Source organism: Bacillus cereus group sp. MYBK220-1 (genome assembly GCF_051916445.1).
Taxonomy (GTDB): domain Bacteria; phylum Bacillota; class Bacilli; order Bacillales; family Bacillaceae_G; genus Bacillus_A; species Bacillus_A cereus.
On sequence record NZ_JBQAGQ010000004.1, the window covers coordinates 364,175 to 389,028 of the forward strand.

The following is a 24,854-nucleotide window of genomic DNA, read 5'->3' on the forward strand; positions in this document are numbered from 1 at the left end:
GCCCAAGTTGAACATAGGAGTGAGTGAAATAAATAAAATAAAAGTATTTCCTATTCCATATGCTGGAGCGTCGGTAAATGCATATTATGAATGGAAAAAACTACTGCCGGATAGATATGAATTGTGTATATGTGAATTGGCTGGAAGAGGAACTCGATTCACAGAGCCTTGTTACCAGTCTGTTGGTGAAGCAAGTGAAGATATCGCCAAAAGAATAAGTGAACAATTAGAATATGACGATGAATATGTTATATTTGGACACAGCATGGGAGCCTTATTGACTTATGAGATATATTATAAACTTAAGCAAATGGGAACTAAGGAACCAAGGCATCTGTTTTTTTCTGGGCGAGATGCTCCACATATTTTTGAAAAGAGAGAAGACATTGAAAATATGACTAATGAAACTTTCTTGACAAAGGTGGAACAATATGGGGGAATACCAGAGGAGTTTTATACAAAAGAGATTATGGATATGTTTCTTCCGATTTTGCGAGCAGATTTTATAATTTTGGACAATTATAAGTTTCAGCCCAAAGCAGAAAAAATAAGTTGTGGAGTAAGCGTTTTTTATGCGGATAGCGATTTTTCGACTCATATCAATGAAATGCATAAATGGAGTGAAGTTGTTGAAGGAAACGTGAAATTTCATAAGTTTAAAGGAGAACATTTTTTTTTGAATCGGTATCCTAATGATATTGTAAATACTATTGTTAAAGATACAGAGACTCAAAATATTTACCAGGCCACCCACCTGGATCGCCTGGAAATACGGGGGTAATCTCCCCCATTAATTCTATTTTGAATTAATTCAAATGAGAGAAACGTTAAAGTCTCAAGTAGTGGTGTAAAAAAGAACTGTGCCTTTTGACAAGGGAAGCCACGGTATGATTCTACTAAAGTGACGCGACTCAACTTTAGAAGGAGGATCAAAACCGTGGCTTCTATAGATAGAATCTCACTTTTGGAGCTGTTACGCAAGAGCGGAAATGAAGGCAATGTCGATTTTTTAAGAGAAGCAATGCAAGTGCTGGTGCAACCCCAGATGGAGGCGGAAGTAGTCCAAGACATTGGGGCAGAACGCTATGAGCGGAATACAGAACGTGTGAATCAGCGTAATGCATAACGCGAACGCCGGTGGGATACACGGGTGGGGACAAGTGAAATTCATGGCCGGAAGTGCTTACAATTGACTTTTAGTATAAGTATAACGGAGGATATAGTAATGGAAGAACAATTATTAAGAAAAATTGAAAGTATTGTTAAAAACAAAAAAAATACATTTGAAAGTGAAGTAACAGATATTTTAGAATCTATTACTTTTATTAAAATTATTGTAGCGATCGAAAAAACATATGGTTTTGAATTTGATGATGCTATGTTGCTATTATCGGAATTCCCTATTATTGGGTCATTAATAAATTATGTAGTCTCTAAAGTTGAGAGTTTAAACGTACAGATTAAAAATGTGTAAATTATATTTTGCTAGTGTAACAGATAGAATAGATAATCCAAAGTTTGAATTAATGCAAACGTTTGTGTCTAATGAAAAACAAGAAAAAATTAAACGTTATAGGTTTGATATAGATAAAAAATTAAGTCTATATGCCGAATTGCTTACAAGAACTATAATATACCGTAATATGGATATTGAGAACAAAGATATTGTTTTTGATATAACTTACTATGGTAAACCTATGTTAAGAAGTGTTTCTAAATTTGAATTTAATATATCTCATACGAGAAATGCTATTGCTGTAGCTATTTCAGACTATCCAATAGGAGTAGATATAGAATTAATAAAAAATGCAGAGCTAAATATAGCAGAAAGATTTTTCAACAATAATGAGATTTCATATATTACTGAGAACACTTCTTATCAGGATAAGCGATTTTATGAAATTTGGACCAAAAAGGAAGCCTACATAAAGTGTATTGGAAAGGGATTATCAATGAACTTAAACTCTTTTAATTCATTAGATCATAAGATTCCCTCTTATTTTTACAATGTTAATCGAGCAGAATATGTGATTTCTGTTTGCAATGGTATGCGAGAAATCGAATTAATTGAATTATCAGAGCGAGATATAGAAGACCAGTCTTTATCTGTTTTATTATAAGGGGCTTGTTTGTAATGGCTCAATCATTTTTTCTTTAGTTTTATGTAAAGCCACATGTGTTGATTAACCAAAATTATACAGTATTTATTTGGTTTATTTGCCGATGGAATGCTAGTATTTCTGTCAAATAAATTCTCCAATCAAACGGCAGAGTATCACAAAGAAACAGGCGTGTGAAACCTGCGAATGACAACGGTTTGATATGTTTTTTCTTACTACCTTTTACGTGAAGAAATTTTAGTAAAACGTAGGCAATCATAGCTACGAACAAATGATTGAACACCGCATTTGATGTTGTGCCAAATAGCACGGGAACGTTCAAATTCTGCTTAATCCAGCGGAAAAAGGACTCGATGGCCAACGCGATTTGTACATGGCGGCGATTTCTTCAGCTGTCACGTTCATCAAACTGGTCACGACACGCATGTCTTTCCCTTCGTAGTCGGTAAATTGCACGACACGATGGCGTTTTTTCGTCTGTTTTTGTGGCGTACCGATTGTGCACGTGAAATCAGCTGTCACATTTGAATCCGTGGGACGTGTGCCTTTTAGTGATTTCTTGCGATTCAATTGAACATTGTCTTTTAATCGGATAACAAAATGTTGCTTTTCTTTTTCAGTCACGTAGCAATCTACTTTATCAATTGAAAAATAGGCGCGATCACAAACGAGAATAAAGCGTTTATCCTCAAGGCTTACGCCGATGGGACCGTCATGTTTGAGCCCTGTTGTTTCAACGATTTGAAGAGGCATCACTGTTTCGTTTGTGAAGCTGACATGCAGTTTTATGCCCGAACGTTCGCCGTGATAAACGGCCCATGGTAAACGTGTTTTACCGACAGTAATAGTCGTCGAATCAATTGAAAGAAGCGTTCTCGGCATCTTTAGCGTTCGACGTGTAGCTCGATTTAACTTGCCAACAATAACTTCGAAAATACGTTTCATAATGGCGTAATCTAGCGCTTTCATGTGTTTTGACAAGGATGAATGATCGACGGAAATGAGTCCAACACTCGGACCAACATCGGCTGCGTGATGCAAGCTTTTCCATTCATTTGTCGCAGCACTAATCAAATAAGAAATAACAGTAGAAACCGTGCATTTTCGGGCTGTATCGGTGTGGTTGAACTCCATTAAAATCGCCTGGAGCTCTGCTTCTGAAAAAAAGTTTTGAATCAATATGTGGGACGTGGTAACTTACATTGTACAAGAGGAATCTCTCTGTTGCATTCATTTTTTGGTAGAATTTAGATAATCAACAGACGTGTTATTATATAAATCTAAAAAGATTTTGGTTTAGACTTTCTTGTCCCAATCAAGTTCCAAAAATAAAAATTTAGACTTTCTTTTCTTTGTACAGTTTGAATGTGTTTTGAAATATTATATTTAAAATAAATTTTATCAGTCTGAGAATCCTTCAATGATTGTTACTTAATTTTGCTTAATTATAAAAGTAATATTCAATAATTGTTTTAGGTAGGTTTTAGTAAGGAGAATTATGAAAAAAATTAAGAAAAAACATTGGAAATAATAAGCTTTCAGTTTTATTAATTATGAAAAATCACAAATAGAAGGAATGGTATCACCTTGTGGTGGTACCTTTTTTTGTTTTTTGGAGGGATAGTTAGTAAATGAAATTTATATCGGAGATTTTCCGAATATATCAGCGCAACTCGAAATATATCGGCAATTATTCGAATATATCGACTTTCCAGCAAAAAAACGACAACTATCGCAAAGCTTATTTTCAGTTTCATAGACGGATAACTTGAATAATCATTTGATAATGGTTATCATTTAGGGAGTCTTTTTAATTTTGGAAAATGGAGGTAAGATATGCTGCGTAAATTTTTCTCGTACTATAAACCGTATAAAGGTTTATTTATACTCGACTTTTCTTGTGCGGTTGTCGCAGGATTATTAGAACTCGGCTTCCCGCTTATCGTAAATCAATTTATTGATAAGTTATTGCCAGGGCAAAACTGGACGCTTATTTTATGGGCTTGTTTCGGTTTACTCGCAGTTTATATGTTAAATGCAGGCTTACAATATGTCGTTACATATTGGGGACATATGCTTGGTGTTAACATTGAAACAGATATGAGGCAGAAATTATTTGATCATATTCAAAAGCTATCATTCAGATTTTTTGATAATAATAAAACAGGTCATTTAATTTCACGCCTTACAAACGATTTAATGGAAATTGGGGAAATTGCTCACCATGGACCAGAAGATTTATTTATCGCCGTAATGACTTTAGTTGGGGCATTCTCATTTATGATGATGATCAACTGGAAGTTAGCGTTATTAACGTTCTTCGTCATTCCATTCCTATTATGGTTAGCACTTTACTTCAATAAAAAAATGACAGGTACATTTAGACGTTTATTCTCAGACGTTGCTGATTTTAATGCATGCATTGAGAACAACGTTGGTGGTATTCGCGTTGTACAAGCATTCGGAAATGAAAAGTTTGAGAAAGAGCAATTTGCTGTTAACAACGCTCGTTTCCGTACAACGAAATTAATGGCGTATAAAATTATGGCGTTAAATTCGTCGATTAGTTATATGCTCATGCGGCTCGTAACGCTCTTCGTCTTAATATGCGGTACATGGTTTGTTCTGCAAGGAGAATTAACGTACGGTGGATTTATCGGATTCGTTCTATTGACGAATATTTTCTTCCGCCCAATTGAAAAAATTAATGCGGTAATCGAAAGCTATCCGAAAGGAATCGCTGGTTTTAAAAGATATGTAGAGCTTCTTGAAACAGAGCCTGACATTGTAGACTCTAAAGATGCAATGGAAGTGAAGCATGTACACGGTGATATTCAATATAACAACATTACGTTTGGATATGAAAACAAAGAACCGATTTTAAATGACATTAGTTTGAAAATACATGCAGGTGAAACAGTTGCGTTCGTTGGACCATCAGGAGCTGGGAAAACGACGTTATGTAGCCTATTACCACGTTTTTATGAGCAATCATCTGGATCGATTCAAATTGATGGAATTGATACGAAAGATATGACATTATCTTCACTTCGTAAGCAAATTGGAATTGTGCAGCAAGATGTGTTCTTATTCTCAGGAACAATTCGTGAAAATATCGCTTACGGAAATTTAAAAGCATCAGAAGCTGAAATTTGGCAGGCAGTAAAACGTGCGCAGTTAGAAGATTTAATTTACTCACAGCCGGACGGTTTAGATACTGTTATCGGTGAGCGCGGCGTGAAACTTTCAGGTGGGCAAAAGCAGCGTCTAGCGATTGCTCGTATGTTCTTGAAAAACCCGCCAATTTTAATATTGGATGAAGCAACTTCTGCGTTAGATACAGAGACGGAACTTGCGATTCAAAAATCGCTTGCGGAGCTATCTGTTGGTCGTACAACATTAGTTATCGCTCACAGACTAGCAACGATTAAAAATGCAGATCGCATCGTCGTTGTAAATAAAGATGGTATTGCAGAACAAGGTTCACATAATGAATTAATTGAGCAAGGCGGAGGATACAGTAGGTTATACGAAGCTCAGTTTAGTTCGTAAATATAATTTGTACTGAATTAGTGCACCATAAGTAGGTAAAAATCTCATATGGGAGGCTGTACAGTATGATTGTAACAACAACTTCTACAATTCAAGGGAAAGAGATTATTGATTATGTCGATATCGTGAATGGAGAAGCGATTATGGGTGCAAATATCGTTCGTGATCTTTTCGCTTCTGTCCGTGATGTTGTCGGTGGTCGCTCAGGCGCTTACGAAAGCAAATTGAAAGAAGCACGTGACATCGCAATGGAAGAGATGAAAACTCTTGCAAGACAAAAAAATGCGAATGCCATCGTTGGTATCGACGTGGATTACGAAGTAGTTCGCGAAGGGATGCTAATGGTTGCTGTGAGCGGGACTGCTGTCCGTATCTAAAGTGAGAAGCCGTGCTGATGCACGGCTTTTTGTATTCTATGTCGAAGATTCAATATTTCTTGGGAAATGCGGAAGGTCCCGTCGATATATAGGGAAGACATTAGAGTGCTTCTTTACATTTCCGGATTTTAACTAATAATGTTTCGTATTCTTGTTCGAGAGATGAGATATCATTGTGATGATTTGGTATGGAAATTCGGCCGATGACTTCTGTTAATTTTGTTTGTAATCGTAACAACTCTTGCTCAGTAACGTTTACAGAATCTCCGGTGGTTCTTTTTGTGTATTGCTCGTAATTACCGTGGAATACTCTAGGTTCACTCTCATCTACTTGTAGAATATGGTCTGCAACAGAGCGAATAAAGGCACGGTCATGGCTAATGAAAAGTATTGTGCCAGGATATTCTTGTAACATGGTTTCTAATTCTTCTTGCGTCGCTAAGTCTAAATAGTTTGTCGGTTCATCTAGCAGAAGCATATTATAGTTTCCTAAAAATACTTTTGCGAGTGCAACCTTCATTCGTTCACCCCCGCTTAGAATGTGCACGGGTTTATGAACATCCTCACGGCGGAATAGAAGTCGTGCAAGTATTGTGCGAACGAATGCTTCTGTATAGTTTGTTTCTTCTAGAACATTTTCTAAAATGGTTTTATCTGTTTTTAAAATAGATAATGTTTGTTCGAAGTATCCAATTTTACAACTTTTCGATAGCTGCATGCCACGCTCGTTTGTGAGAAGCATGTTGAACAAAGTGGTTTTGCCGCTTCCATTTGCCCCTAAAACGGCAAGCTTTGCACCAGGGGCAATAGTTCCATTCATATTTTTAAATAGTATACGGTCGCCTATTTTCTTTGTTGCTTTATTGAATTGTACTGCCACCTTACTATGAATGGGTGTATGGTATTGCACGTCAAATTGAGCTTGAGAAAGATCCTTTGGCTTTTCCTTCTTTTCTAGTTTTTCGAGACGTGTCTCTAATGCTTTTGCTGCTTTACTAACCTGTTCTTGGCCATGAGCCCCACTTAACCTATAAAGTCTAGATTCAGATGAACTGAACCGTGTTGGGATTTTTGTCATGTTAGAAGCACGTTGCTTTCTTTGTAGAATGGACTGTTCTAAACGATTTTTTTCTTGTATATATTGCTCATATTCTGCTTGTTTTTGTATTCGTTCACGTTCTTTTTGTTTTCGATAGTTTGAATAATTACCTTTGTACTCTTGAATAATACCGACTTCAATTTCAATAATTTTGGTACATATATTATCTAGAAATTCACGGTCATGCGATATTAAAACAAGTGCCCCTTTATAAGATGAAAGTGCCTTTTCTAATTGCTCTGTACCGACCATATCTAAGTGGCTTGTTGGTTCATCAGCGAATAAAATGCCTGCATTTTGTTCGAGAGCATGCGCAATCTTTAGTCGCATTCGTTCACCGCCGCTCATTGCGTCGGTAACGTTTGAAATACTCCATTTTCCTTTTGCGAGAGAAGAAGCGGTTTCTGGTAGTTCTTCGCTGAGCTGAGGAATGATGGCGATAGAACTATGATGAGTTACTATGCCTCTGTCAGCTTCTATTTCTTTACTTAATATTTGTAATAACGTAGATTTACCAGCTCCGTTGACTCCGACAATTCCTATGCGATCCTGTGCTTGAATTTCCAGTGATGGTAATGTAAATAGTGTGCGATCACCAAAGCTCTTTTCAATATTACGTGCGAATAAAATAGTCATAAAAAAACCTCCCTAGTTTCACTAGAGAGGATAAACGTCGCCCTTGTATGTAAAAAATCGTACATAAATAAACGATTTTTTACATGATCGTTTCGAAAGAAAGTATCGACAAATGGACAGACTAATCCCCTGCTAGTTTTCATCATTTTTGTTCACTATTTGTGATGGATGAAATAAATAAGAGAATTAGAACTTCATTGGTCAAAGTACCTTCCTTTCATAATATTACTTTTATTGTATGCGCATACAAAAGGGTTTGTCAAACTTATTTCTGTTCGCTATTTTTGAATTTATTATTATACAATTGTGCTTTTGCCAGCGCCTCAGCATCGTTTTTAATTTCATCCAGTCCATTCGCATCTCCAATAACATAACCTTCAAATGAAGAACCAACAAAATCAAAGATATATTGGAATTGAGCAATAAGCGGTAATGCTTTTAGCTTTGGATTATCCCCGCCAACGATGACAACATACATTTTTTTGCCTTTCATTTTTTCTTTGAAATGAAGAGATGTATCGCGCAAGCTTTGTGACCAGCGATCAACAAAGTTTTTCATATGTCCACTCATTCCGTACCAATATAATGGTGTAGCAAAGATAATCGTGTCGTGCTCTAGCATGCGTTTGGTTAACTGCTCATAGTCATCATTTACGGATTGGAATCCTTCTGCATCATGACGTTGGTCTGTAATAGGATAGACGGTATGATCACGCAAATAAATTTGTTCTGTTTCAATGTCCTCTATCATCATATGTGTTAAAGCTTCTGTATTTCCGTTTTGTCTTGAACTGCCATGTATAACAAACATGTAATCACTCCTTTTCTTTTGCATGTTTTAGGAGTGAAACGTGTTTTTGCAAATTCGTTTGGATGTTGGAAAGTAATGTGATTTGCTTTGTTACTTCATTGAGTTTATCTTCGTAAAGTGTAAGGATACTGCTGCACGGATTGTCGTACAGGTGCGGTTCAATTTCAAGGCAGCGCAGCATCCTTGCCGTCTCTTCTAAATTTAAGCCAATTTGTAAGTACATTTGAATAAGCTCCACTTTTTCGATGGCACTTTCATCAAAATCACGGTAGCCATTTGCAAGGCGCTTAGAAGGGAGTAAGCCCTTTTCTTCGTAATGTCTTAGTGATCTTTCACTAACGCCAGTTTCTTTTGATAATTCTCCAATTCGCAATGTATTTCACTCCTTTTACATGTATTGTAAACCTTCACACTAATGTGAAGGTCAACTCTGTTTTTTCGCAAAAGAATCTACATGATTTAAGAACACTTGAATGGCTTTAGATGGAATGAAATATTTACCGCGCACGATGGAAAACGGACGGATTAGTTGTTCATTTGGAACTTCGACGTGGAATAGTTCTTTTGCTAATAGCTCTTTCCGTACAGTCCAATCAGAAAGGATAGCGATGCCAAGCCCGGCACTAACAGCTTCCTTTACGCTTTGGATACTACTGAATGTAAAGAATCGTTTCATTTTTAAATGGTGTTGATGAATAAAGCGGTCACTATAAGCGCGTGTACCAGAACCACTTTCTCTTAATACCCATACTTGATCTTGGAGTGTACTTTCATTTATTTCATTTGTGCGGAGTAATGGATGATTTGGCGGGACGACGAGCTTCATTTCATCTTGCATAAATGTTTCAACATCTACGTCGGCGTATACGACTTGTCCTTCCACTAGGCCGATATCAATTTGATTAGAGCGAAGGCTTTGCAAAACGTCTTCTGTATTTGAGATGAAAGTATGAACTTCGACGTGTGGATTTTCATTCGCATAGTTAGCCAGTATTTTTGGAAGTAAGTATTCGCCAATTGTAAAACTAGCACCAATGCGAAGTGTTCCTGTTACAACGTTATGTAGTTCATTAATTTCTTGTTTAGCATCTTCGTAAAGAGAGAGCATTTGCTTTGCATGTATATATAATATGTTTCCAGCTTCCGTAACTTGGACGTGCTTCGGGGAGCGTTGAATAAGTGTAGTGCCAAATTCGTTTTCTAAGTTGCGTATATGCATACTTACTCCGGGCTGTGAAAGGTTTAATAATTCTGCTGCACGGGAGAAGTGTTTCTGTTCAACGACAGTAACAAAAATTTTTAAAATGTCTACGTTCATATAATGGGCTCCTTTCTTTTTCTATCATCTTATCATAAGTATTTCTGATGATAGAGATTTGGTATTGGTATTAAACTTATTATAGAAACTCTCTTATAATGTAAGTAGAAAGAACATGCATGTTCCAATACGATTATTGGAGTGGTTCAAAATGGAACAAACACTTGTTATACAAAAGAAGAAGGGCTTTGGATTTTCGCAAGGAATTGGGATTACATTATTAATCGCAATTGCCGCGAAATATTTAGCAGAGCTTCCATTTTTAAATATTATGGGACAATTAGTAATTGCTATTCTAATTGGGATGGTTTGGCGCGCTGCAATTGGAGTTCCTCACGATGCGATAGCAGGAACGAACTTTGCGAGTAAGAAGTTGCTGCGCTTTGGGATCATCTTACTTGGAATGCGATTAAATCTTGTTGATATTGCGAAGGCGGGACCGAAAGTATTGGTCATCGCGGCGGTTGTTATTACATTTACTATTTTTGTTGTATACGGACTAACGAAAGTATTTAAAGTAGAAAAGAAACTTGGGATTTTAACAGCATGCGGTACGGCAATTTGCGGCGCAGCCGCGGTCGTGGCAATTGCACCGCAAGTGAAAGCAAAAGATGACGAAACGGCAGTTGGAGCAGCAATCATCGCAATTTTAGGTACTATATTTACGCTTATTTATACGTTATTATATCCAGTGCTTGGCCTATCTCCGTACGGTTACGGTGTATTCTCAGGTGCGACGCTTCACGAAATCGCTCATGTCATCGCAGCTGCGGCGCCAGGAGGAAGTACGGCTGTAGACATCGCAGTTATCGTGAAGTTAACGCGCGTTGCAATGCTTGTACCAGTAGCGATTTTAATCGGATTATGGTTTGGTAAGAGTGAAGGTAGCGAGGAAAAAAGATCATGGCGCGACCTTCCAATTCCTTGGTTCATCTTCGGGTTTTTAGCAATGAGTGCAGTGCATTCGCTTGGGATTATTCCAGAAGTTGTTGCGGGATACATTGTTGTCATTGCTTATATGCTAATCGCAATGGCGATGGCAGGGCTCGGTTTAAATGTAGAGTTTAAAACGTTCCGTAAATTAGGAAGTAAAGCATTCGTGGCAGGGCTGATTGGCTCGGTTTGCTTATCGGTTCTTGGATACGTTCTTGTATGGGGATTAGGATTTATATAAGTAGGACGAAGAAGCTGTTCCAAAAGATATTTTGGGGCAGCTTCTTTCTTATGCTTATGGTGCTACTGATGTCGATATATTTGGGAAATCGCTGATATAAATGGAGTTGCGCTGATATATTTGCAAAATCGTCGATATATTTTAAGTTGCGCTGATATATTTAAAAAATCGCTGATATAAATTGAATTACTCTTGTACTTTGTTAGAGAAGATATGTAGTAAAATGTTTTTCTAAAATTTGTAAAGATATCTTTACTTATAACTGGAAAATATTTATAATTTAAGTAAAGATATCTTTACTTTTGAAGGTGGATCCTATGGGTGTGAAAAATAAAATAAAAGAGTTAAGAAAGCAAAATCATATAACGCAAGTTGAAATGGCAAAGGCGATGCAGGTGACGCGGCAGACAATTGTGGCGATTGAAAACCATCATTATAACCCGAGTCTAGAGCTATCTTTAAAAATTGCCAAATATTTTGGAGTGAAGGTGGAGGAAATCTTTACGCTGGAGTAAGGAGAAAGAAAATAAATGATAAGCTTGAGAGATTTCAATTAGAGTAAACGTTTAAATATATAAGGATTGGTTTTGATTTATTAATTAGTATCGCATCAACGAGTGTGTTAGCAACAAAGAATAATAGATAGAAAAAGGGGAACTGGGATGGGATTACCGGTGTTATGTGTCGCTACAGCTATATTTTCGCTTCTTTGGGGAATGCAAAACTTTTCTCGTAATCCAGTGCCGAGCATTTGTATTATGATTGGTACTGTAGGTTTATCGTATTATTTATTATTATTAGCCCATTATCATAAAACGGCAACGAGTGTTGTTGTTGGAGCACTTATTTTATTTTGTGGGCGCGCCATACAAAAGGGGTTATTTCCATAAAAGCTGTTTATACACTTTGTATAAACAGCTTTTTGTATTTTTTTTACAAAACGCTTGAAAGTTACGTAACGTCATCTTTTATAATGAAAGGGAAGAGGTGATGGTAGTGATTTCAATACAACAATTGACGAGAGAAACAGGGGTTACAGTACGTACACTACGTTATTATGATCAAATAGATTTATTAAAGCCGAGCGGAAAAACAGAGGGTGGACATCGGTTATATAGTGAAAATGACGTTATTCGTTTGCAACAAATTTTATTTTTGAAAGAAATGGGATTTTCATTAAAAGAAGTTGCGAATATGTTAGTAAAAGGTGAGCTGGATTTAAAAAATTCGCTTGAAAAACAACTTCGCTTTGTACAGGAAGAACAAAAGAAATTTAATCGAATGGAGCGTGTTTTACAAGCGGTTGTTTATTCGGTAGATGTAGAGGGAGAACTTGATTGGAAAGTTATGTTTGAACTGATTCAGCTTTCGAAACAGTCTCCTCGTATACGTGAAATATTTCAAAATGAAGTATTTTCAAAGGAAGAACAAAAGTTACTTCATAATTTGCCGAATATGAGTGAAGAAGATCCGAATGTTTTAGAATGGGTAGATTTATTAAAGCAATTACGTAATTTTATGAAGGAAGGTAAAGACGCTGCAAGTGATGAGGTACAACGGGCAACGAAGAAATTAATGCAGAAGTGTTTAGAAATGGCTAATGGTGACGAAGCGTTTTTAGATAAGTTATGGGAAGTTAGAAAATCGAAGGAAGATTCACAGAAAATGAGCATGTATCCAATTGAAGAAGAACTTTTAGTATATATGGATGAGGCTTTTCGTATTTATGATGAAAGGGAGAAGGATAAATGAGTATACTCGCAGAATATCGTTGGTATTTTTTAATTGGGGCAGAAATTGTATTTTGGTTATCAGCTATCGGTTTCTTTTCACTTCGCTACGGATTCCGTTTGAAAAAGGCGAGTTTTATTATGGGGATTGTACTCCTCGTAAATGAAGTGTTTATTTTAACTTTAGGAGTAGTGGACTATTATCAAACAGGAAAGTTTTCTAACTTTCAAATCATTACTGTAATCATTTTATTATATGCAGTTTTCTACGGGAAAAAGGATTTAAAGAAGCTTGATATATTTGTACAAAAATCAGTTGCGAAATGGCGTAATGAACCGGCGCCTATTATTGAAGAACAGGTAGAATTAACAGGCATGGCCTATGCAAAGCAGGAAATAAAAAATTGGATATTACATCTTGTTTTATTCGTTGGTGTGCACGTATTCTTTTTCTTCGCGTATGGATTTATTCCATTTGAACAATGGGGTAATTGGTTAGAATCGGGAATCGTTTTAAATAAAGCTGCAAGTCGCGTGAGCCAAGTATGGGCGATTTTATTTTTAGTTGATACAGCAATTTCATTTTCATATGTGATTTTTCCGAAGAAGGAGAAAGGAAAAGAAAAGCTACTTTCATAGTTGAAAGTAGCTTTTCTGGTATACAAATAAATTTTATAGGAGAGGATGACAATAGAAAAAAGAACCAGTTGTATATGTCTATTTCTCTTTAGTTTAGTAGCATGTTCACCATCTAGCACTATAATTGATAAGAAGAATGATGTCATTGTAAAGGAAGCAGGAACTTCCAATCTAGATAAATTCGAACAGTTCGTTATGAACGTTGATCAAGGGAAAGTTGATAAAATAAGAATTGTACAGTATACCGATGAAGGTGACCCGGTTTTTCAAACGTTAGAGCATAGTGGGAAAGATATCCTTTATGTGTTAGATAGTAGACAAGACAAGTTTGCTGGTGACCATAAAGGATTACATAAAGATAGTTGTAAAAGTATTGTTAAAGAGCTGCGCGAATCAGAAAGTACTTATCGGTTAACAGATTGTATGAATGAAGCTGGGCGCAATGGATATGACTTAGTATATGTATCTAAAAAATAGAATTAGTAGAGGAAGGAAGTATTTACTCCTTCCTTTTTCTATGTGTATATTGTCGAAAACTTTACCGAATATCTGTTCGTTTTTTTAGGTTTTTTATAGGTATTCGTGGTAAAATAATAATACAGATTTTTATGAGGAGGTCGGATTTTCTTGGAACGTCAATTTGAAATTGTCTCAGCGTATTCCCCGCAAGGTGATCAGCCGGTAGCTATAGAGAAGCTTGTAGAGGGAATTAATAGTGGAAAGAAAAAGCAAGTGTTGCTTGGAGCAACAGGAACGGGTAAGACATTTACGATTTCAAATGTCATTAAAGAAGTGCAAAAGCCAACACTTGTTATGGCTCATAATAAAACGTTAGCAGGGCAGTTATATAGTGAGTTGAAAGACTTTTTCCCGAATAATGCAGTTGAATATTTTGTTAGTTACTACGATTATTATCAGCCAGAAGCGTATGTACCACAAACAGATACGTTTATTGAAAAAGATGCGCAGATTAATGATGAAATTGATAAATTGCGTCACTCGGCAACGTCTGCATTATTTGAACGGGACGATGTAATTATCGTTGCGAGTGTTTCGTGTATATATGGCTTAGGTTCTCCAGAAGAATACCGCGAGCTAGTTGTTTCGCTTCGAGTTGGTATGGAAAAAGACCGTAATCAATTGCTTCGTGAACTTGTTGATGTACAGTATGGACGTAATGATATTGATTTCAAGCGTGGTACATTCCGTGTGCGCGGAGATGTAGTTGAAATCTTCCCAGCATCACTTGATGAGCATTGTATTCGAATTGAGTTTTTCGGTGATGAAATCGATCGTATTCGTGAAGTAAATGCGTTAACAGGTGAAGTATTAGCAGAACGTGATCATGTAGCAATCTTCCCAGCATCTCACTTCGTTACACGTGAAGAAAAGATGAAGGTCGCTATTGAAAATATCGAAAAAGAATTAGAAGAGCGTTTAAAGGAATTAAATGATAACGGCAAGTTGTTAGAAGCGCAGCGTATAGAACAGCGTACACGTTATGATTTAGAAATGATGCGCGAGATGGGATTTTGTTCAGGTATTGAAAACTACTCCCGTCATTTAACACTTCGTCCAGCGGGGGCAACGCCGTATACGCTATTAGACTATTTCCCGAAAGATTTCTTAATCGTTATGGATGAATCGCACGTATCAGTACCGCAAGTAAGAGCGATGTATAACGGGGACCAAGCGCGTAAGCAAGTGCTTGTGGATCATGGATTCCGTCTGCCGTCAGCTTTAGATAATAGACCGCTCACATTCGATGAGTTTGAAGAGAAAACGAATCAAGTTATTTATGTTTCAGCAACGCCAGGACCGTATGAGTTAGAGCAGTCGCCAGAAGTAATAGAACAAATTATTCGTCCAACAGGGCTTTTAGATCCACCAATTGATATACGACCAATTGAAGGGCAAATTGACGATTTATTAGGAGAGATTCAAGATCGTATTGCAAAAAATGAACGTGTATTAATTACGACGTTAACGAAGAAAATGTCAGAGGATTTAACGGATTACTTAAAAGATGTAGGAATTAAAGTTAACTATCTTCACTCTGAAATTAAAACGTTAGAACGTATTGAAATTATCCGCGATCTTCGCCTCGGTAAATTTGATGTACTTGTCGGCATTAACTTATTGCGAGAAGGATTAGATATTCCGGAAGTATCACTTGTAGCTATTTTAGATGCTGATAAGGAAGGGTTCTTGCGTTCAGAACGTTCATTAATTCAAACAATCGGTCGTGCCGCGCGTAATGAAAACGGCCGCGTTATTATGTATGCAGATCGTATAACGAAATCTATGGGAATTGCGATTGAAGAAACGAAGCGTCGTCGTAGTATACAAGAAGCTTACAATGAAGAGCATGGTATTACGCCGAAAACGATTCAAAAAGGCGTTCGTGATGTTATCCGTGCAACGACAGCTGCTGAAGAGACAGAAACATACGAAGCAACTCCTGCTAAGAAAATGACGAAAAAAGAGCGCGAAAAGACAATTGCGAAGATGGAAGCAGAAATGAAAGAATCAGCAAAAGCGTTAGACTTCGAGCGTGCAGCTGAACTAAGAGATTTACTATTAGAATTAAAAGCGGAAGGGTGAAAAAAGTGAGTAAGAGCAAGGATTTTATCGTTGTAAAAGGTGCTAGAGCACATAACTTAAAAAATATTGATGTAACCATTCCGAGAAATCAGCTTGTCGTTGTAACGGGATTGTCTGGTTCGGGGAAATCATCATTAGCATTTGATACGATTTATGCAGAAGGGCAGCGCAGATACGTAGAATCGTTATCTGCGTATGCGCGCCAGTTTTTAGGACAAATGGATAAGCCGGATGTGGACACGATTGAAGGATTATCACCAGCAATTTCAATCGATCAAAAAACGACGAGTCGTAACCCACGTTCAACTGTTGGAACGGTAACGGAGATTTATGATTACTTACGTTTATTATTTGCACGAATTGGTACGCCAATTTGTCCGAATCATGGCATTGAAATTACGTCACAAACAGTAGAACAGATGGTAGACCGCGTTCTTGAATATCCTGAACGTACGAAATTACAAGTGTTAGCGCCTATCGTTTCTGGGCGTAAAGGTGCGCATGTAAAAGTACTTGAAGATATTAAGAAGCAAGGTTATGTTCGTGTTCGCGTTGACGGTGAAATGCTTGATGTATCTGAAGATATTGCGTTAGATAAAAACAAGAAGCATTCCATTGAAGTTGTAATTGACCGTATTGTTGTAAAAGAAGGGATCGCAAGCCGTCTTGCTGATTCACTTGAAAGTGCATTAAAGCTTGGCGGGGGACGAGTGTTAATCGATGTTATGGGAGAAGAGGAACTTCTGTTTAGTGAACATCACGCTTGTCCGCATTGTGGTTTTTCAATTGGAGAATTAGAGCCGCGTATGTTCTCATTCAATAGTCCGTTCGGAGCATGTCCTTCTTGTGATGGACTTGGTTCAAAGCTAGAGGTAGATTTAGAGCTTGTTATCCCGAACTGGGATTTATCATTAAATGAACATGCGATTGCACCTTGGGAACCGACAAGTTCACAATACTATCCACAACTTTTACAATCTGTATGTAATCACTACGGCGTTGATATGGATATGCCTGTGAAAGATATACCGAAAGATTTATTTGATAAAGTGTTGTACGGAAGCGGAGAAGAGAAAGTTTATTTCCGCTATGTAAATGAATTTGGTCAAGTAAAGGAAAATGAGATTTTATTTGAAGGTGTTATTCCAAACATTGAACGTCGTTATCGTGAAACGAGTTCCGATTACATTCGTGAGCAAATGGAAAAGTATATGGCAGAACAAGCTTGTCCAAAGTGTAAAGGTGGACGCTTAAAGCCTGAGAGTTTAGCTGTATTTGTTGGCAATAAAACGATTGCTGACGTAACGAAGTATTCAGTTCAAGAAGTACAAGAATTCTTCTCGAATGTAGAGCTAACGGAGAAGCAACAAAAAATAGCTCATTTAATTTTAAGAGAAATTCAGGAGCGCGTTGGGTTCTTAGTGAACGTTGGTTTAGATTATTTAACGTTAAGCCGTGCCGCAGGAACTTTATCAGGTGGTGAGGCGCAGCGTATTCGTTTAGCGACGCAAATTGGTTCTCGTCTAACTGGCGTACTTTATATTCTTGATGAGCCTTCAATTGGTTTACACCAGCGCGATAACGATCGTCTTATTCGTACATTGCAAGAAATGCGCGATTTAGGTAATACATTAATCGTTGTTGAGCATGATGAAGATACGATGATGGCTGCTGATTATTTACTTGATATCGGACCAGGTGCAGGTATTCACGGTGGGCAAGTTGTATCGGCAGGGACACCAGCTGAAGTGATGCAAGATGATAATTCGTTAACAGGAAAATATTTAAGCGGTAAAGAGTTTATTCCAGTTCCACTTGAAAGACGTAAAGGTGACGGACGTAAAGTAGAGATTGTCGGCGCAAAAGAGAATAACTTAAAGAATGCGAAAATGTCATTCCCACTCGGTACGTTTGTAGCGGTAACAGGGGTATCTGGTTCTGGTAAAAGTACGATGATTAATGAAGTACTATATAAATCGTTAGCTCAAAAGTTATATAAAGCGAAAGCGAAGCCAGGTACTCATAAAGAGATTAAAGGTCTTGAACATTTAGATAAAGTAATTGATATTGATCAATCACCAATTGGTCGTACACCACGTTCTAATCCAGCGACATACACAGGTGTATTCGATGATATTCGTGATGTGTTTGCGCAAACGAATGAAGCGAAAGTGCGTGGATATCAAAAAGGACGTTTCAGCTTTAACGTAAAAGGTGGCCGTTGTGAAGCGTGCCGTGGTGATGGAATTATTAAAATCGAAATGCATTTCCTACCAGATGTGTATGTTCCGTGTGAAGTTTGTCACGGTAAACGATATAATCGTGAAACGTTAGAAGTGAAATATAAAGATAAGAATATTTCTGAAGTGTTAGGGATGACAATTGAAGATGGAGTAGAATTCTTCGCCAATATTCCTAAAATTAAGCGTAAACTTCAAACGCTTGTAGATGTTGGGCTTGGTTATATGAAATTAGGTCAACCAGCAACAACATTATCTGGTGGGGAAGCACAGCGTGTGAAATTAGCTTCTGAATTACACCGTCGTTCTACAGGTCGTACGTTATACATTTTAGATGAGCCAACGACTGGTTTGCATGCGCATGATATTGCACGTCTTCTAGAAGTGCTGCAACGTCTTGTTGAGAGCGGTGAGACGGTACTTGTAATTGAACATAATTTAGATGTGATAAAAACAGCTGATTATATCGTTGACCTTGGACCAGAGGGCGGAGATAAAGGTGGGCAAATCGTTGCTTCCGGAACGCCAGAGCAAGTAGTGAAAGAAGAGCGCTCATACACAGGTAAGTATTTAAAAGAGATTTTAAATCGTGATAAAGCAAGAATGAAAGAGAAAATAAAAGAAGTAGAGTTATCGCAATAAGTTTATTGATGAAAACCGAGTGGAAATGACGCTCGGTTTTTATTGTATAGGGGGAGAAGATGGAGTTTTTAGAGGTGTTAAGGAAGAAACATATGAAGGTAAGAGAGTTTCAAAGTTGGGGTGTATATTTTCGCAAGCGCTGGGAGGATCACTTTGCAAATCATTTAAGTGATAAAGAAAAAGAAGATATTTTTCTTTATGGAGATAAGTATGCATGTGGTTATCTATGGCACATATTTAGTTATGAGAAAAAGAAGTGTTTAGAGGGTAAAGAAGCGGAAAACGCATTTCATAATGAAGTGAAAAAGGATTGCTATATATTCTATCAACATTGTGAAGATGTACTGCTAATAAAAGATGCAAGTTTATTACATATGGATGATATATTACGGGAGACGGACGATATGTATAAAGGCGATATCTATATTGTAGATAAAGATTTCACTTGGACTTTTGTAAAAACACATGAGCATAGATGGTGTGGTCCTTATTTTGCGAGGAAGTGTTAGTAGGTATACAAGCATGAAAGATAGAATAAGTTGATATAAGTGTTCGTATCATACTTGCGTTTATTATCTATTAGCGTATGATGAAATATATATGTTAAAAGGATGTGTAAAGAAATGAGATGGATTGTATCACTTCTTGTAAATAGCGTTGTGTTAATCGCTGTATCGGGACTTTTAAAAGGGATTGCACCTGACGCGTTTTACGTAGCAAATATACAAACTGCAATTATTGCTAGTATTATATTGGCGGTTTTAAATGTGTTCGTAAAGCCGTTTTTAATTTTAATTACGCTACCAATTACTGTTGTAACTTTCGGCTTCTTCTTAATTGTTATTAATGCGATTACGTTAAAAATAGCAGATTCATTATTAGGAGATGCTTTTAATATATCAGGATTTGGTGTAGCGATTGTTGCGGCAATTTGTATTTCAATTTTTAATATGATAATTGAAAAGGCAATTGTTGAACCTCTATATGAAAAAAAGAGAAAGTGACAAAAAGAAAAACATTTCATTATTCGTATGAAATGTTTTTTTCTATTTATTAGAAACCGTATTTCTTGTTTCCAGAAAAAAATGGTACAATATCCGATAGAATGGAATTTTACATCAAACGAGACTGAACCCGCAGCGGAGTGGAGGTTTATACATATGCCGAAAGTAAGGACAAAAGATTTAATTGAACAATTTCAATTGGAGTTAATCAGTGGTGAAGAAGGCATTCATCGTCCGATTGATACAAGTGATTTATCACGACCTGGAATTGAAATGGCAGGATTTTTTACATATTATCCAGCAGATCGTGTGCAGCTTCTTGGAAAGACGGAGCTTACGTTCTTTGACACGTTAACGTCAGAGCAAAAACAAGAGAGAATGAAAGCGCTTTGTACTGAGGAGACGCCATGTATTATTGTAACTCGTAATCAAGATGTACCAGATGAGTTATTACAAGCATCACGTGAATCAGGTATGCCTTTATTACGTTCTTCTCAAACGACAACTAGATTATCAAGTCGTTTAACAAACTATTTAGAAGGTAAGTTAGCACCAACAACTGCTGTTCATGGTGTGTTAGTAGATATTTACGGCGTTGGTGTTTTAATTACAGGTCAAAGTGGTGTTGGTAAAAGTGAGACAGCTCTTGAGCTTGTAAAGCGTGGTCACCGCCTTGTTGCGGATGATAGTGTAGAAATTCGTCAAGAAGATGAAGACATGTTAGTCGGAAGTTCACCAGATTTAATTGAGCATTTATTAGAAATTCGTGGTCTAGGTATTATTAACGTTATGACGTTATTCGGTGCAGGGGCAGTGCGAAATTATAAGCGTATTACACTTGTTATTAATCTTGAAATTTGGGATCAAAAGAAAAATTACGATCGCTTAGGTCTTGATGAAGAGAAGATGAAGATTATTGATACAGAACTTACGAAGATTACACTTCCAGTTCGTCCTGGTCGAAACTTGGCTGTTATTATTGAAGTAGCAGCGATGAACTTCCGTTTAAAACGTATGGGAGTCAATGCAGCACAGCAGTTCTCTGAACGATTAATGAGTGCAATTGAGTTAGGAAATCAGGAGTAAACTTTGGAGAGGGAGGTCATATACATATGCTGTTAGCTTCTGTACCACAGCTTGACCGTGTAGCTATCCAACTTGGGCCGTTTCCTGTGTATTGGTACGGGATTATTATCGGTACAGGTGTGCTATTAGGTCTTTGGCTGGCAACTCGCGAGGGAGAAAGGCTAGGTATTCCAAAAGATACATTTGTTGACCTTGTATTAATTGCAGTACCGATTGCTATTCTTTTTGCGAGAATGTACTATGTTATTTTTGAATGGGAATATTACGCACAAAATCCGAGTCAAATTATTAATACTCGTCAAGGTGGTTTGGCGATTCATGGTGGTTTAATCGGGGCTGTTATTACAGGTGTTCTTTTTGCGAAACGACGCGGACTTTCTTTCTGGAAGTTGGCTGATATTGCTGCACCAAGTATTTTACTAGGACAAGCAATTGGCCGATGGGGAAACTTTATGAACCAAGAGGCGCATGGTGATGAAGTAACGAGACAGTTTTTAGAAGGTCTTCATTTACCAGATTTCATTATTAATCAAATGTATATTGAGGGTGTGTACTATCATCCGACGTTTTTATATGAATCATTATGGAATTTTGCAGGCGTAATTTTACTACTTGCATTAAGAAAAGTGAATTTACGTCGCGGGGAGTTATTCTTCACATATTTAATTTGGTATTCAGTAGGACGCTTCTTCGTAGAAGGCTTACGTACAGATAGTTTAATGCTAGGACCACTTCGTATTGCACAAGTAATGTCAATTGGACTTGTTGTTATTTCTATTATTTTCATTATTGTGAGACGAAAAATGGGGCAAGCTGATAAAAGATATTTAGAAAATTAGAGACAAGTAGCATCTTATTATAAGATGCTGCTTCTTTCATATTCAGGAAGGTGAAAGGACTAAGGCGATGAGAATAAATACAGTGTTATTTGATTTAGATGGAACTTTAATTAATACAAACGAACTTATTATTTCTTCTTTTTTACATACTTTAAATACATATTATCCAAATCAATATAAGCGTGAAGATGTGTTGCCATTTATCGGCCCATCTTTGCATGATACTTTCAGTAAGATTGATGAAAATAAGGTTGAAGAGATGATTACAAGCTATCGCAAATTTAACCATGATCATCATGATGAATTAGTAGAAGAATATGAAACTGTATATGAAACAGTTCGAGAGTTGAAGAAGCAAGGTTATAAAGTGGGTATTGTTACAACGAAAGCGAGACAAACCGTTGAGATGGGATTACAGTTGTCAAAGCTTGATGAATTTTTTGATGTTGTCGTGACAATTGATGATGTAGAGCATGTGAAACCACATCCAGAGCCACTTCAAAAAGCGCTTGAATTATTAGATGCAAAACCAGAAGAAGCATTGATGGTTGGGGATAATCATCATGATATTGTCGGTGGTCAAAATGCGGGGACGAAAACAGCTGCGGTTTCATGGACGTTGAAAGGTAGAGCTTATTTAGAAGCTTACAAGCCAGACTTTATGCTAGATAAAATGAGTGATTTGCTACCGATTTTGTCTAATATGAACCGTTCATAAAGGTCCAAGTAAGTTAGTAGAGGAGCGAGCTAAGTGCGACGGACAACGCGCTATCCTGTTTCAGGAGAAAATTCATTATGGAATGTGTATAAAACAGTGTCTTTTTGGAAGGTAATGAAAAACTTTATTATTATCCAAATTGCACGTTACACGCCATTTTTATCTGTGAAGAATTGGTTGTACCGCACTTTTTTACGGATGAAAGTAGGAAAGAAAACATCATTTGCGCTTATGGTAATGCCGGATATTATGTTCCCAGAAAAGATAACTGTGGGAGAGAATTCGATTATTGGCTATAACACAACGCTTTTAGCACATGAATATTTAATTCGTGAATATCGACTTGGGGAAATCGTTATTGGAAATGAAGTGATGATTGGAGCGAATGTAACAATATTACCAGGTGTGAAAATTGGAGACGGTGCGACTGTCTCAGCTGGCACACTTGTTCATAGAGATGTACCGAGCGGTGCTTTCGTAGGTGGAAATCCAATGCGTATTATTTATACGAAAGAGCAAATGACCGCCAGAGAAGGTTCATGGTGAAAATGTAACATTTCTCCTCTTTTTTTATGAATAAAAAGGAAATAATTGAGTATAATATACTGTTTTGTTTTTTACGGAATCGTTTATACTTATAGATAGAAGAATGTGTGAACGAAGAAAACAAAAAACTGGAGGATATATGGGGAAAAATCAAAGGATATATAAGGAGAACGGACAAGTTATCTCTTTTAATCAATTAGCGGACTTCTTTTATAAAAAAGGGATGAGAGCTTACAAAGGACAAAAATTGCAAGATGCAATTAAATATTTTCGAAGAGCGGCACAAAGTGAGAAGGAGCCGTTTATTTTATGTCAATTAGCATCAGTATTATCTGAGGCTGGTGAATATCAAGAATCGAATCAAATCTTCTTAAAGTTAGTTAGATCTAATCCAGAACTTGAACAGTGCTATTATTTTATTGCAAATAATTATGCATATATGGGGTTATTTCAACAGGCGAAGAAATATGCGGATCGCTATTTAGAAGTTGCAAAAGAGAAGGAATTCGTAGAAGATACATTAGAACTTCTTGAGATTATGGAAGAAGAAGCAATGGGTGCGGAAGAGATTGAAGATGAAGATGATTTAATTGTTATGCAGGAAGAAGCGAATCGTTATATTCGTAATGGACAATTGGAAGAAGCAATTGCTACATTAGAAATTGTTACGAAAGATTATCCGGAATTTTGGTCAGGTCATAATAATTTAGCCATTGCACATTTTCAATCTGGTAATGTAGACAAAGCACTGAAGTTAACAGAAATGATTTTAGAGAAAAATCCTGGTAATATACATGCGCTTTGTAATACGCTTATTTTTCTATATTCAATTGGAGAGCATAAACAAGTAGAAGCGTTAGCGGGACAGCTAGTTTCGGTATATCCGATTTCATTTGAACATCGTTTGAAACTGGGAACTACACTTGCAACAATTGGTTATTTCGAGCATGCATATAAATGGTTCAAATTATTAAAGCGTCAAGGATATGAGGGAGACGTTAGTTTTTATTATTGGTTTGCATATTCTGCTTATATGGTGAAAGATCAGCAACTAGCTGAAAAAATGTGGCAATATGTCGTGGAATTGCATCCTGATAAAAAGGGAAAAGAACCGTGGAATGCGCTGAATTTAGCAGATGAAGGACAAAACGTGTTATTTGAAGAATTACGAAAATCATTTCAGCAAAGTGCGACGCTAGAAGAACAAATGCTAGCTTTATATTTAATGAATGAATTGTCAACGCCGGAGAAGGTGGGATTCTTCTTTGATATAACGCAAGCGAAGAACGGTGTTCCCATCGTATCACAACTTGCAAAGTACTTCTTTTTACTTAATAGTCATAAGAGTATTCCAGCTGATTTACAGCAATTTGAGCAGTGCGCGAGAATCGCGGATGCATTATACAATTATACGAAAAAAGATGATGAATTAATTGAAGAGTGTTTACACTTTTGGTTTTGTACGTTCATACGTTTATATACATCTGGAGACATATTTACAAATGTGTACGGCTGGTCAGCTGCGATTGAATACATTGTACGCGGCGAACAAGGAAATAAAATGACACAGTCGGAGCTTGGAGATGTATATAATGTATCTGTAGCGACTGTCCGAAAGTATGTGCAAGCTGTTAAGCGTACGCACACATAAGATAAGCAAATCATTGGGAAAAAAATGATGCTAACAGTATAATGAGGGTAACTTAATTGTGTAGGAAT

At 36.9% G+C, this 24,854-nt stretch carries 25 protein-coding genes and 1 pseudogene; 21 read left to right on the forward strand and 5 right to left on the reverse strand.

Annotated features, from left to right (window positions below):
- The first annotated feature begins 7 nt into the window (after positions 1-7).
- The 4 genes and pseudogenes from ACTFRU_RS19250 (at position 8) to ACTFRU_RS19265 (ending at position 2,120) form a co-directional block, all read left to right on the forward strand.
- Positions 8-781, forward strand: a complete 774-nt coding sequence (locus ACTFRU_RS19250; protein WP_042635520.1) for a thioesterase II family protein — start codon at positions 8-10, stop codon at positions 779-781.
- Positions 782-937: 156 nt separating this feature from the next.
- Positions 938-1,123, forward strand: a pseudogene (locus tag ACTFRU_RS19255) (transposase); the annotation flags it as partial.
- 102 nt (positions 1,124-1,225) lie between these two features.
- The gene (locus ACTFRU_RS19260; protein ID WP_440037759.1) at positions 1,226-1,474 is read left to right on the forward strand and encodes a phosphopantetheine-binding protein; all 249 of its coding nucleotides are present in this window, start codon (positions 1,226-1,228) and stop codon (positions 1,472-1,474) included.
- On the forward strand, positions 1,467-2,120 hold the full coding sequence (locus tag ACTFRU_RS19265; RefSeq protein ID WP_440037760.1) for a 4'-phosphopantetheinyl transferase family protein: 654 nt from the start codon (positions 1,467-1,469) through the stop codon (positions 2,118-2,120). The genes ACTFRU_RS19260 and ACTFRU_RS19265 overlap by 8 nt, the downstream gene beginning before the upstream one ends.
- A gap of 318 nt (positions 2,121-2,438) precedes the next feature.
- Here the strand turns inward: ACTFRU_RS19265 and ACTFRU_RS19270 are convergent, their stop codons facing one another.
- Positions 2,439-3,254 carry an IS4 family transposase gene (locus ACTFRU_RS19270; RefSeq protein WP_290102024.1) on the reverse strand — a complete coding sequence of 272 codons (816 nt, stop codon included), beginning with the start codon at positions 3,252-3,254 and terminating at the stop codon, positions 2,439-2,441.
- A 702-nt stretch (positions 3,255-3,956) separates the two neighbouring features.
- Between ACTFRU_RS19270 and ACTFRU_RS19275 the strand changes: the two genes are divergently transcribed.
- Both ACTFRU_RS19275 and ACTFRU_RS19280 read left to right on the forward strand, forming a co-directional pair.
- Complete coding sequence (locus ACTFRU_RS19275; protein WP_000944620.1) at positions 3,957-5,672, forward strand: ABC transporter ATP-binding protein; 1,716 nt, start codon at positions 3,957-3,959, stop codon at positions 5,670-5,672.
- Positions 5,673-5,737: 65 nt separating this feature from the next.
- Positions 5,738-6,049: a YbjQ family protein gene (locus ACTFRU_RS19280; protein WP_000637521.1), complete on the forward strand. Its 312-nt coding sequence runs from the start codon at positions 5,738-5,740 to the stop codon at positions 6,047-6,049.
- Between the two features lie 100 nt (positions 6,050-6,149).
- Here ACTFRU_RS19280 and abc-f read toward each other — a convergent pair whose 3' ends face one another.
- The 4 genes from abc-f to ACTFRU_RS19300 form a co-directional block, all read right to left on the reverse strand.
- On the reverse strand, positions 6,150-7,784 hold the full coding sequence (gene abc-f / locus ACTFRU_RS19285; protein ID WP_440037761.1) for a ribosomal protection-like ABC-F family protein: 1,635 nt from the start codon (positions 7,782-7,784) through the stop codon (positions 6,150-6,152).
- Positions 7,785-8,049: 265 nt separating this feature from the next.
- Positions 8,050-8,595 (reverse strand): flavodoxin family protein, encoded by a 546-nt coding sequence (locus ACTFRU_RS19290; protein WP_000497611.1) that lies wholly within the window; start codon positions 8,593-8,595, stop codon positions 8,050-8,052.
- 4 nt (positions 8,596-8,599) lie between these two features.
- Complete coding sequence (locus ACTFRU_RS19295) at positions 8,600-8,968, reverse strand: MerR family transcriptional regulator (protein ID WP_001219205.1); 369 nt, start codon at positions 8,966-8,968, stop codon at positions 8,600-8,602.
- Between the two features lie 51 nt (positions 8,969-9,019).
- Complete coding sequence (locus tag ACTFRU_RS19300; protein ID WP_001099987.1) at positions 9,020-9,913, reverse strand: LysR family transcriptional regulator; 894 nt, start codon at positions 9,911-9,913, stop codon at positions 9,020-9,022.
- Between the two features lie 151 nt (positions 9,914-10,064).
- On the opposite strand from ACTFRU_RS19300, the gene ACTFRU_RS19305 reads away from it, so the two are divergent.
- The 15 genes from ACTFRU_RS19305 to ACTFRU_RS19375 all read left to right on the forward strand — a co-directional run bounded on the left by ACTFRU_RS19305 (position 10,065) and on the right by ACTFRU_RS19375 (position 24,786).
- Entirely contained in the window at positions 10,065-11,087 is a 1,023-nt protein-coding gene (locus tag ACTFRU_RS19305; protein WP_000438413.1) for a YeiH family protein, read from the forward strand.
- Between the two features lie 317 nt (positions 11,088-11,404).
- Positions 11,405-11,602 (forward strand): helix-turn-helix transcriptional regulator, encoded by a 198-nt coding sequence (locus ACTFRU_RS19310; RefSeq protein ID WP_000538364.1) that lies wholly within the window; start codon positions 11,405-11,407, stop codon positions 11,600-11,602.
- Between the two features lie 147 nt (positions 11,603-11,749).
- Positions 11,750-11,977, forward strand: a complete 228-nt coding sequence (locus tag ACTFRU_RS19315) for a hypothetical protein (protein WP_000524139.1) — start codon at positions 11,750-11,752, stop codon at positions 11,975-11,977.
- Between the two features lie 100 nt (positions 11,978-12,077).
- Positions 12,078-12,839 (forward strand): MerR family transcriptional regulator, encoded by a 762-nt coding sequence (locus ACTFRU_RS19320; protein WP_033691959.1) that lies wholly within the window; start codon positions 12,078-12,080, stop codon positions 12,837-12,839.
- On the forward strand, positions 12,836-13,456 hold the full coding sequence (locus tag ACTFRU_RS19325) for a hypothetical protein (protein WP_426937600.1): 621 nt from the start codon (positions 12,836-12,838) through the stop codon (positions 13,454-13,456). Before ACTFRU_RS19320 ends, ACTFRU_RS19325 begins: the two co-directional genes overlap by 4 nt.
- A 45-nt stretch (positions 13,457-13,501) precedes the next feature.
- Entirely contained in the window at positions 13,502-13,933 is a 432-nt protein-coding gene (locus ACTFRU_RS19330) for a DUF4362 domain-containing protein (RefSeq protein WP_046393079.1), read from the forward strand.
- 150 nt (positions 13,934-14,083) lie between these two features.
- A complete protein-coding gene (uvrB, locus tag ACTFRU_RS19335) occupies positions 14,084-16,060 on the forward strand; it encodes an excinuclease ABC subunit B (RefSeq protein ID WP_440037762.1) in 1,977 nt (658 codons plus the stop codon).
- 5 nt (positions 16,061-16,065) lie between these two features.
- Positions 16,066-18,942: an excinuclease ABC subunit UvrA gene (gene uvrA / locus ACTFRU_RS19340; protein WP_044306529.1), complete on the forward strand. Its 2,877-nt coding sequence runs from the start codon at positions 16,066-16,068 to the stop codon at positions 18,940-18,942.
- Positions 18,943-19,001: 59 nt separating this feature from the next.
- A complete protein-coding gene (locus tag ACTFRU_RS19345) occupies positions 19,002-19,451 on the forward strand; it encodes a DUF4275 family protein (protein WP_006918453.1) in 450 nt (149 codons plus the stop codon).
- 114 nt (positions 19,452-19,565) lie between these two features.
- Positions 19,566-19,946 carry a phage holin family protein gene (locus tag ACTFRU_RS19350; RefSeq protein WP_001267308.1) on the forward strand — a complete coding sequence of 127 codons (381 nt, stop codon included), beginning with the start codon at positions 19,566-19,568 and terminating at the stop codon, positions 19,944-19,946.
- Between the two features lie 156 nt (positions 19,947-20,102).
- A complete protein-coding gene (gene hprK, locus ACTFRU_RS19355) occupies positions 20,103-21,032 on the forward strand; it encodes an HPr(Ser) kinase/phosphatase (RefSeq protein ID WP_001127250.1) in 930 nt (309 codons plus the stop codon).
- A 26-nt stretch (positions 21,033-21,058) separates the two neighbouring features.
- A complete protein-coding gene (lgt, locus tag ACTFRU_RS19360) occupies positions 21,059-21,871 on the forward strand; it encodes a prolipoprotein diacylglyceryl transferase (protein WP_153581070.1) in 813 nt (270 codons plus the stop codon).
- A gap of 67 nt (positions 21,872-21,938) precedes the next feature.
- The gene (gene ppaX / locus ACTFRU_RS19365; RefSeq protein WP_001222402.1) at positions 21,939-22,589 is read left to right on the forward strand and encodes a pyrophosphatase PpaX; all 651 of its coding nucleotides are present in this window, start codon (positions 21,939-21,941) and stop codon (positions 22,587-22,589) included.
- A 33-nt stretch (positions 22,590-22,622) separates the two neighbouring features.
- A complete protein-coding gene (locus tag ACTFRU_RS19370) occupies positions 22,623-23,135 on the forward strand; it encodes an acyltransferase (protein WP_001255070.1) in 513 nt (170 codons plus the stop codon).
- A gap of 139 nt (positions 23,136-23,274) precedes the next feature.
- A complete protein-coding gene (locus ACTFRU_RS19375; protein ID WP_000517720.1) occupies positions 23,275-24,786 on the forward strand; it encodes a tetratricopeptide repeat protein in 1,512 nt (503 codons plus the stop codon).
- The last annotated feature ends 68 nt before the right edge of the window (positions 24,787-24,854 follow it).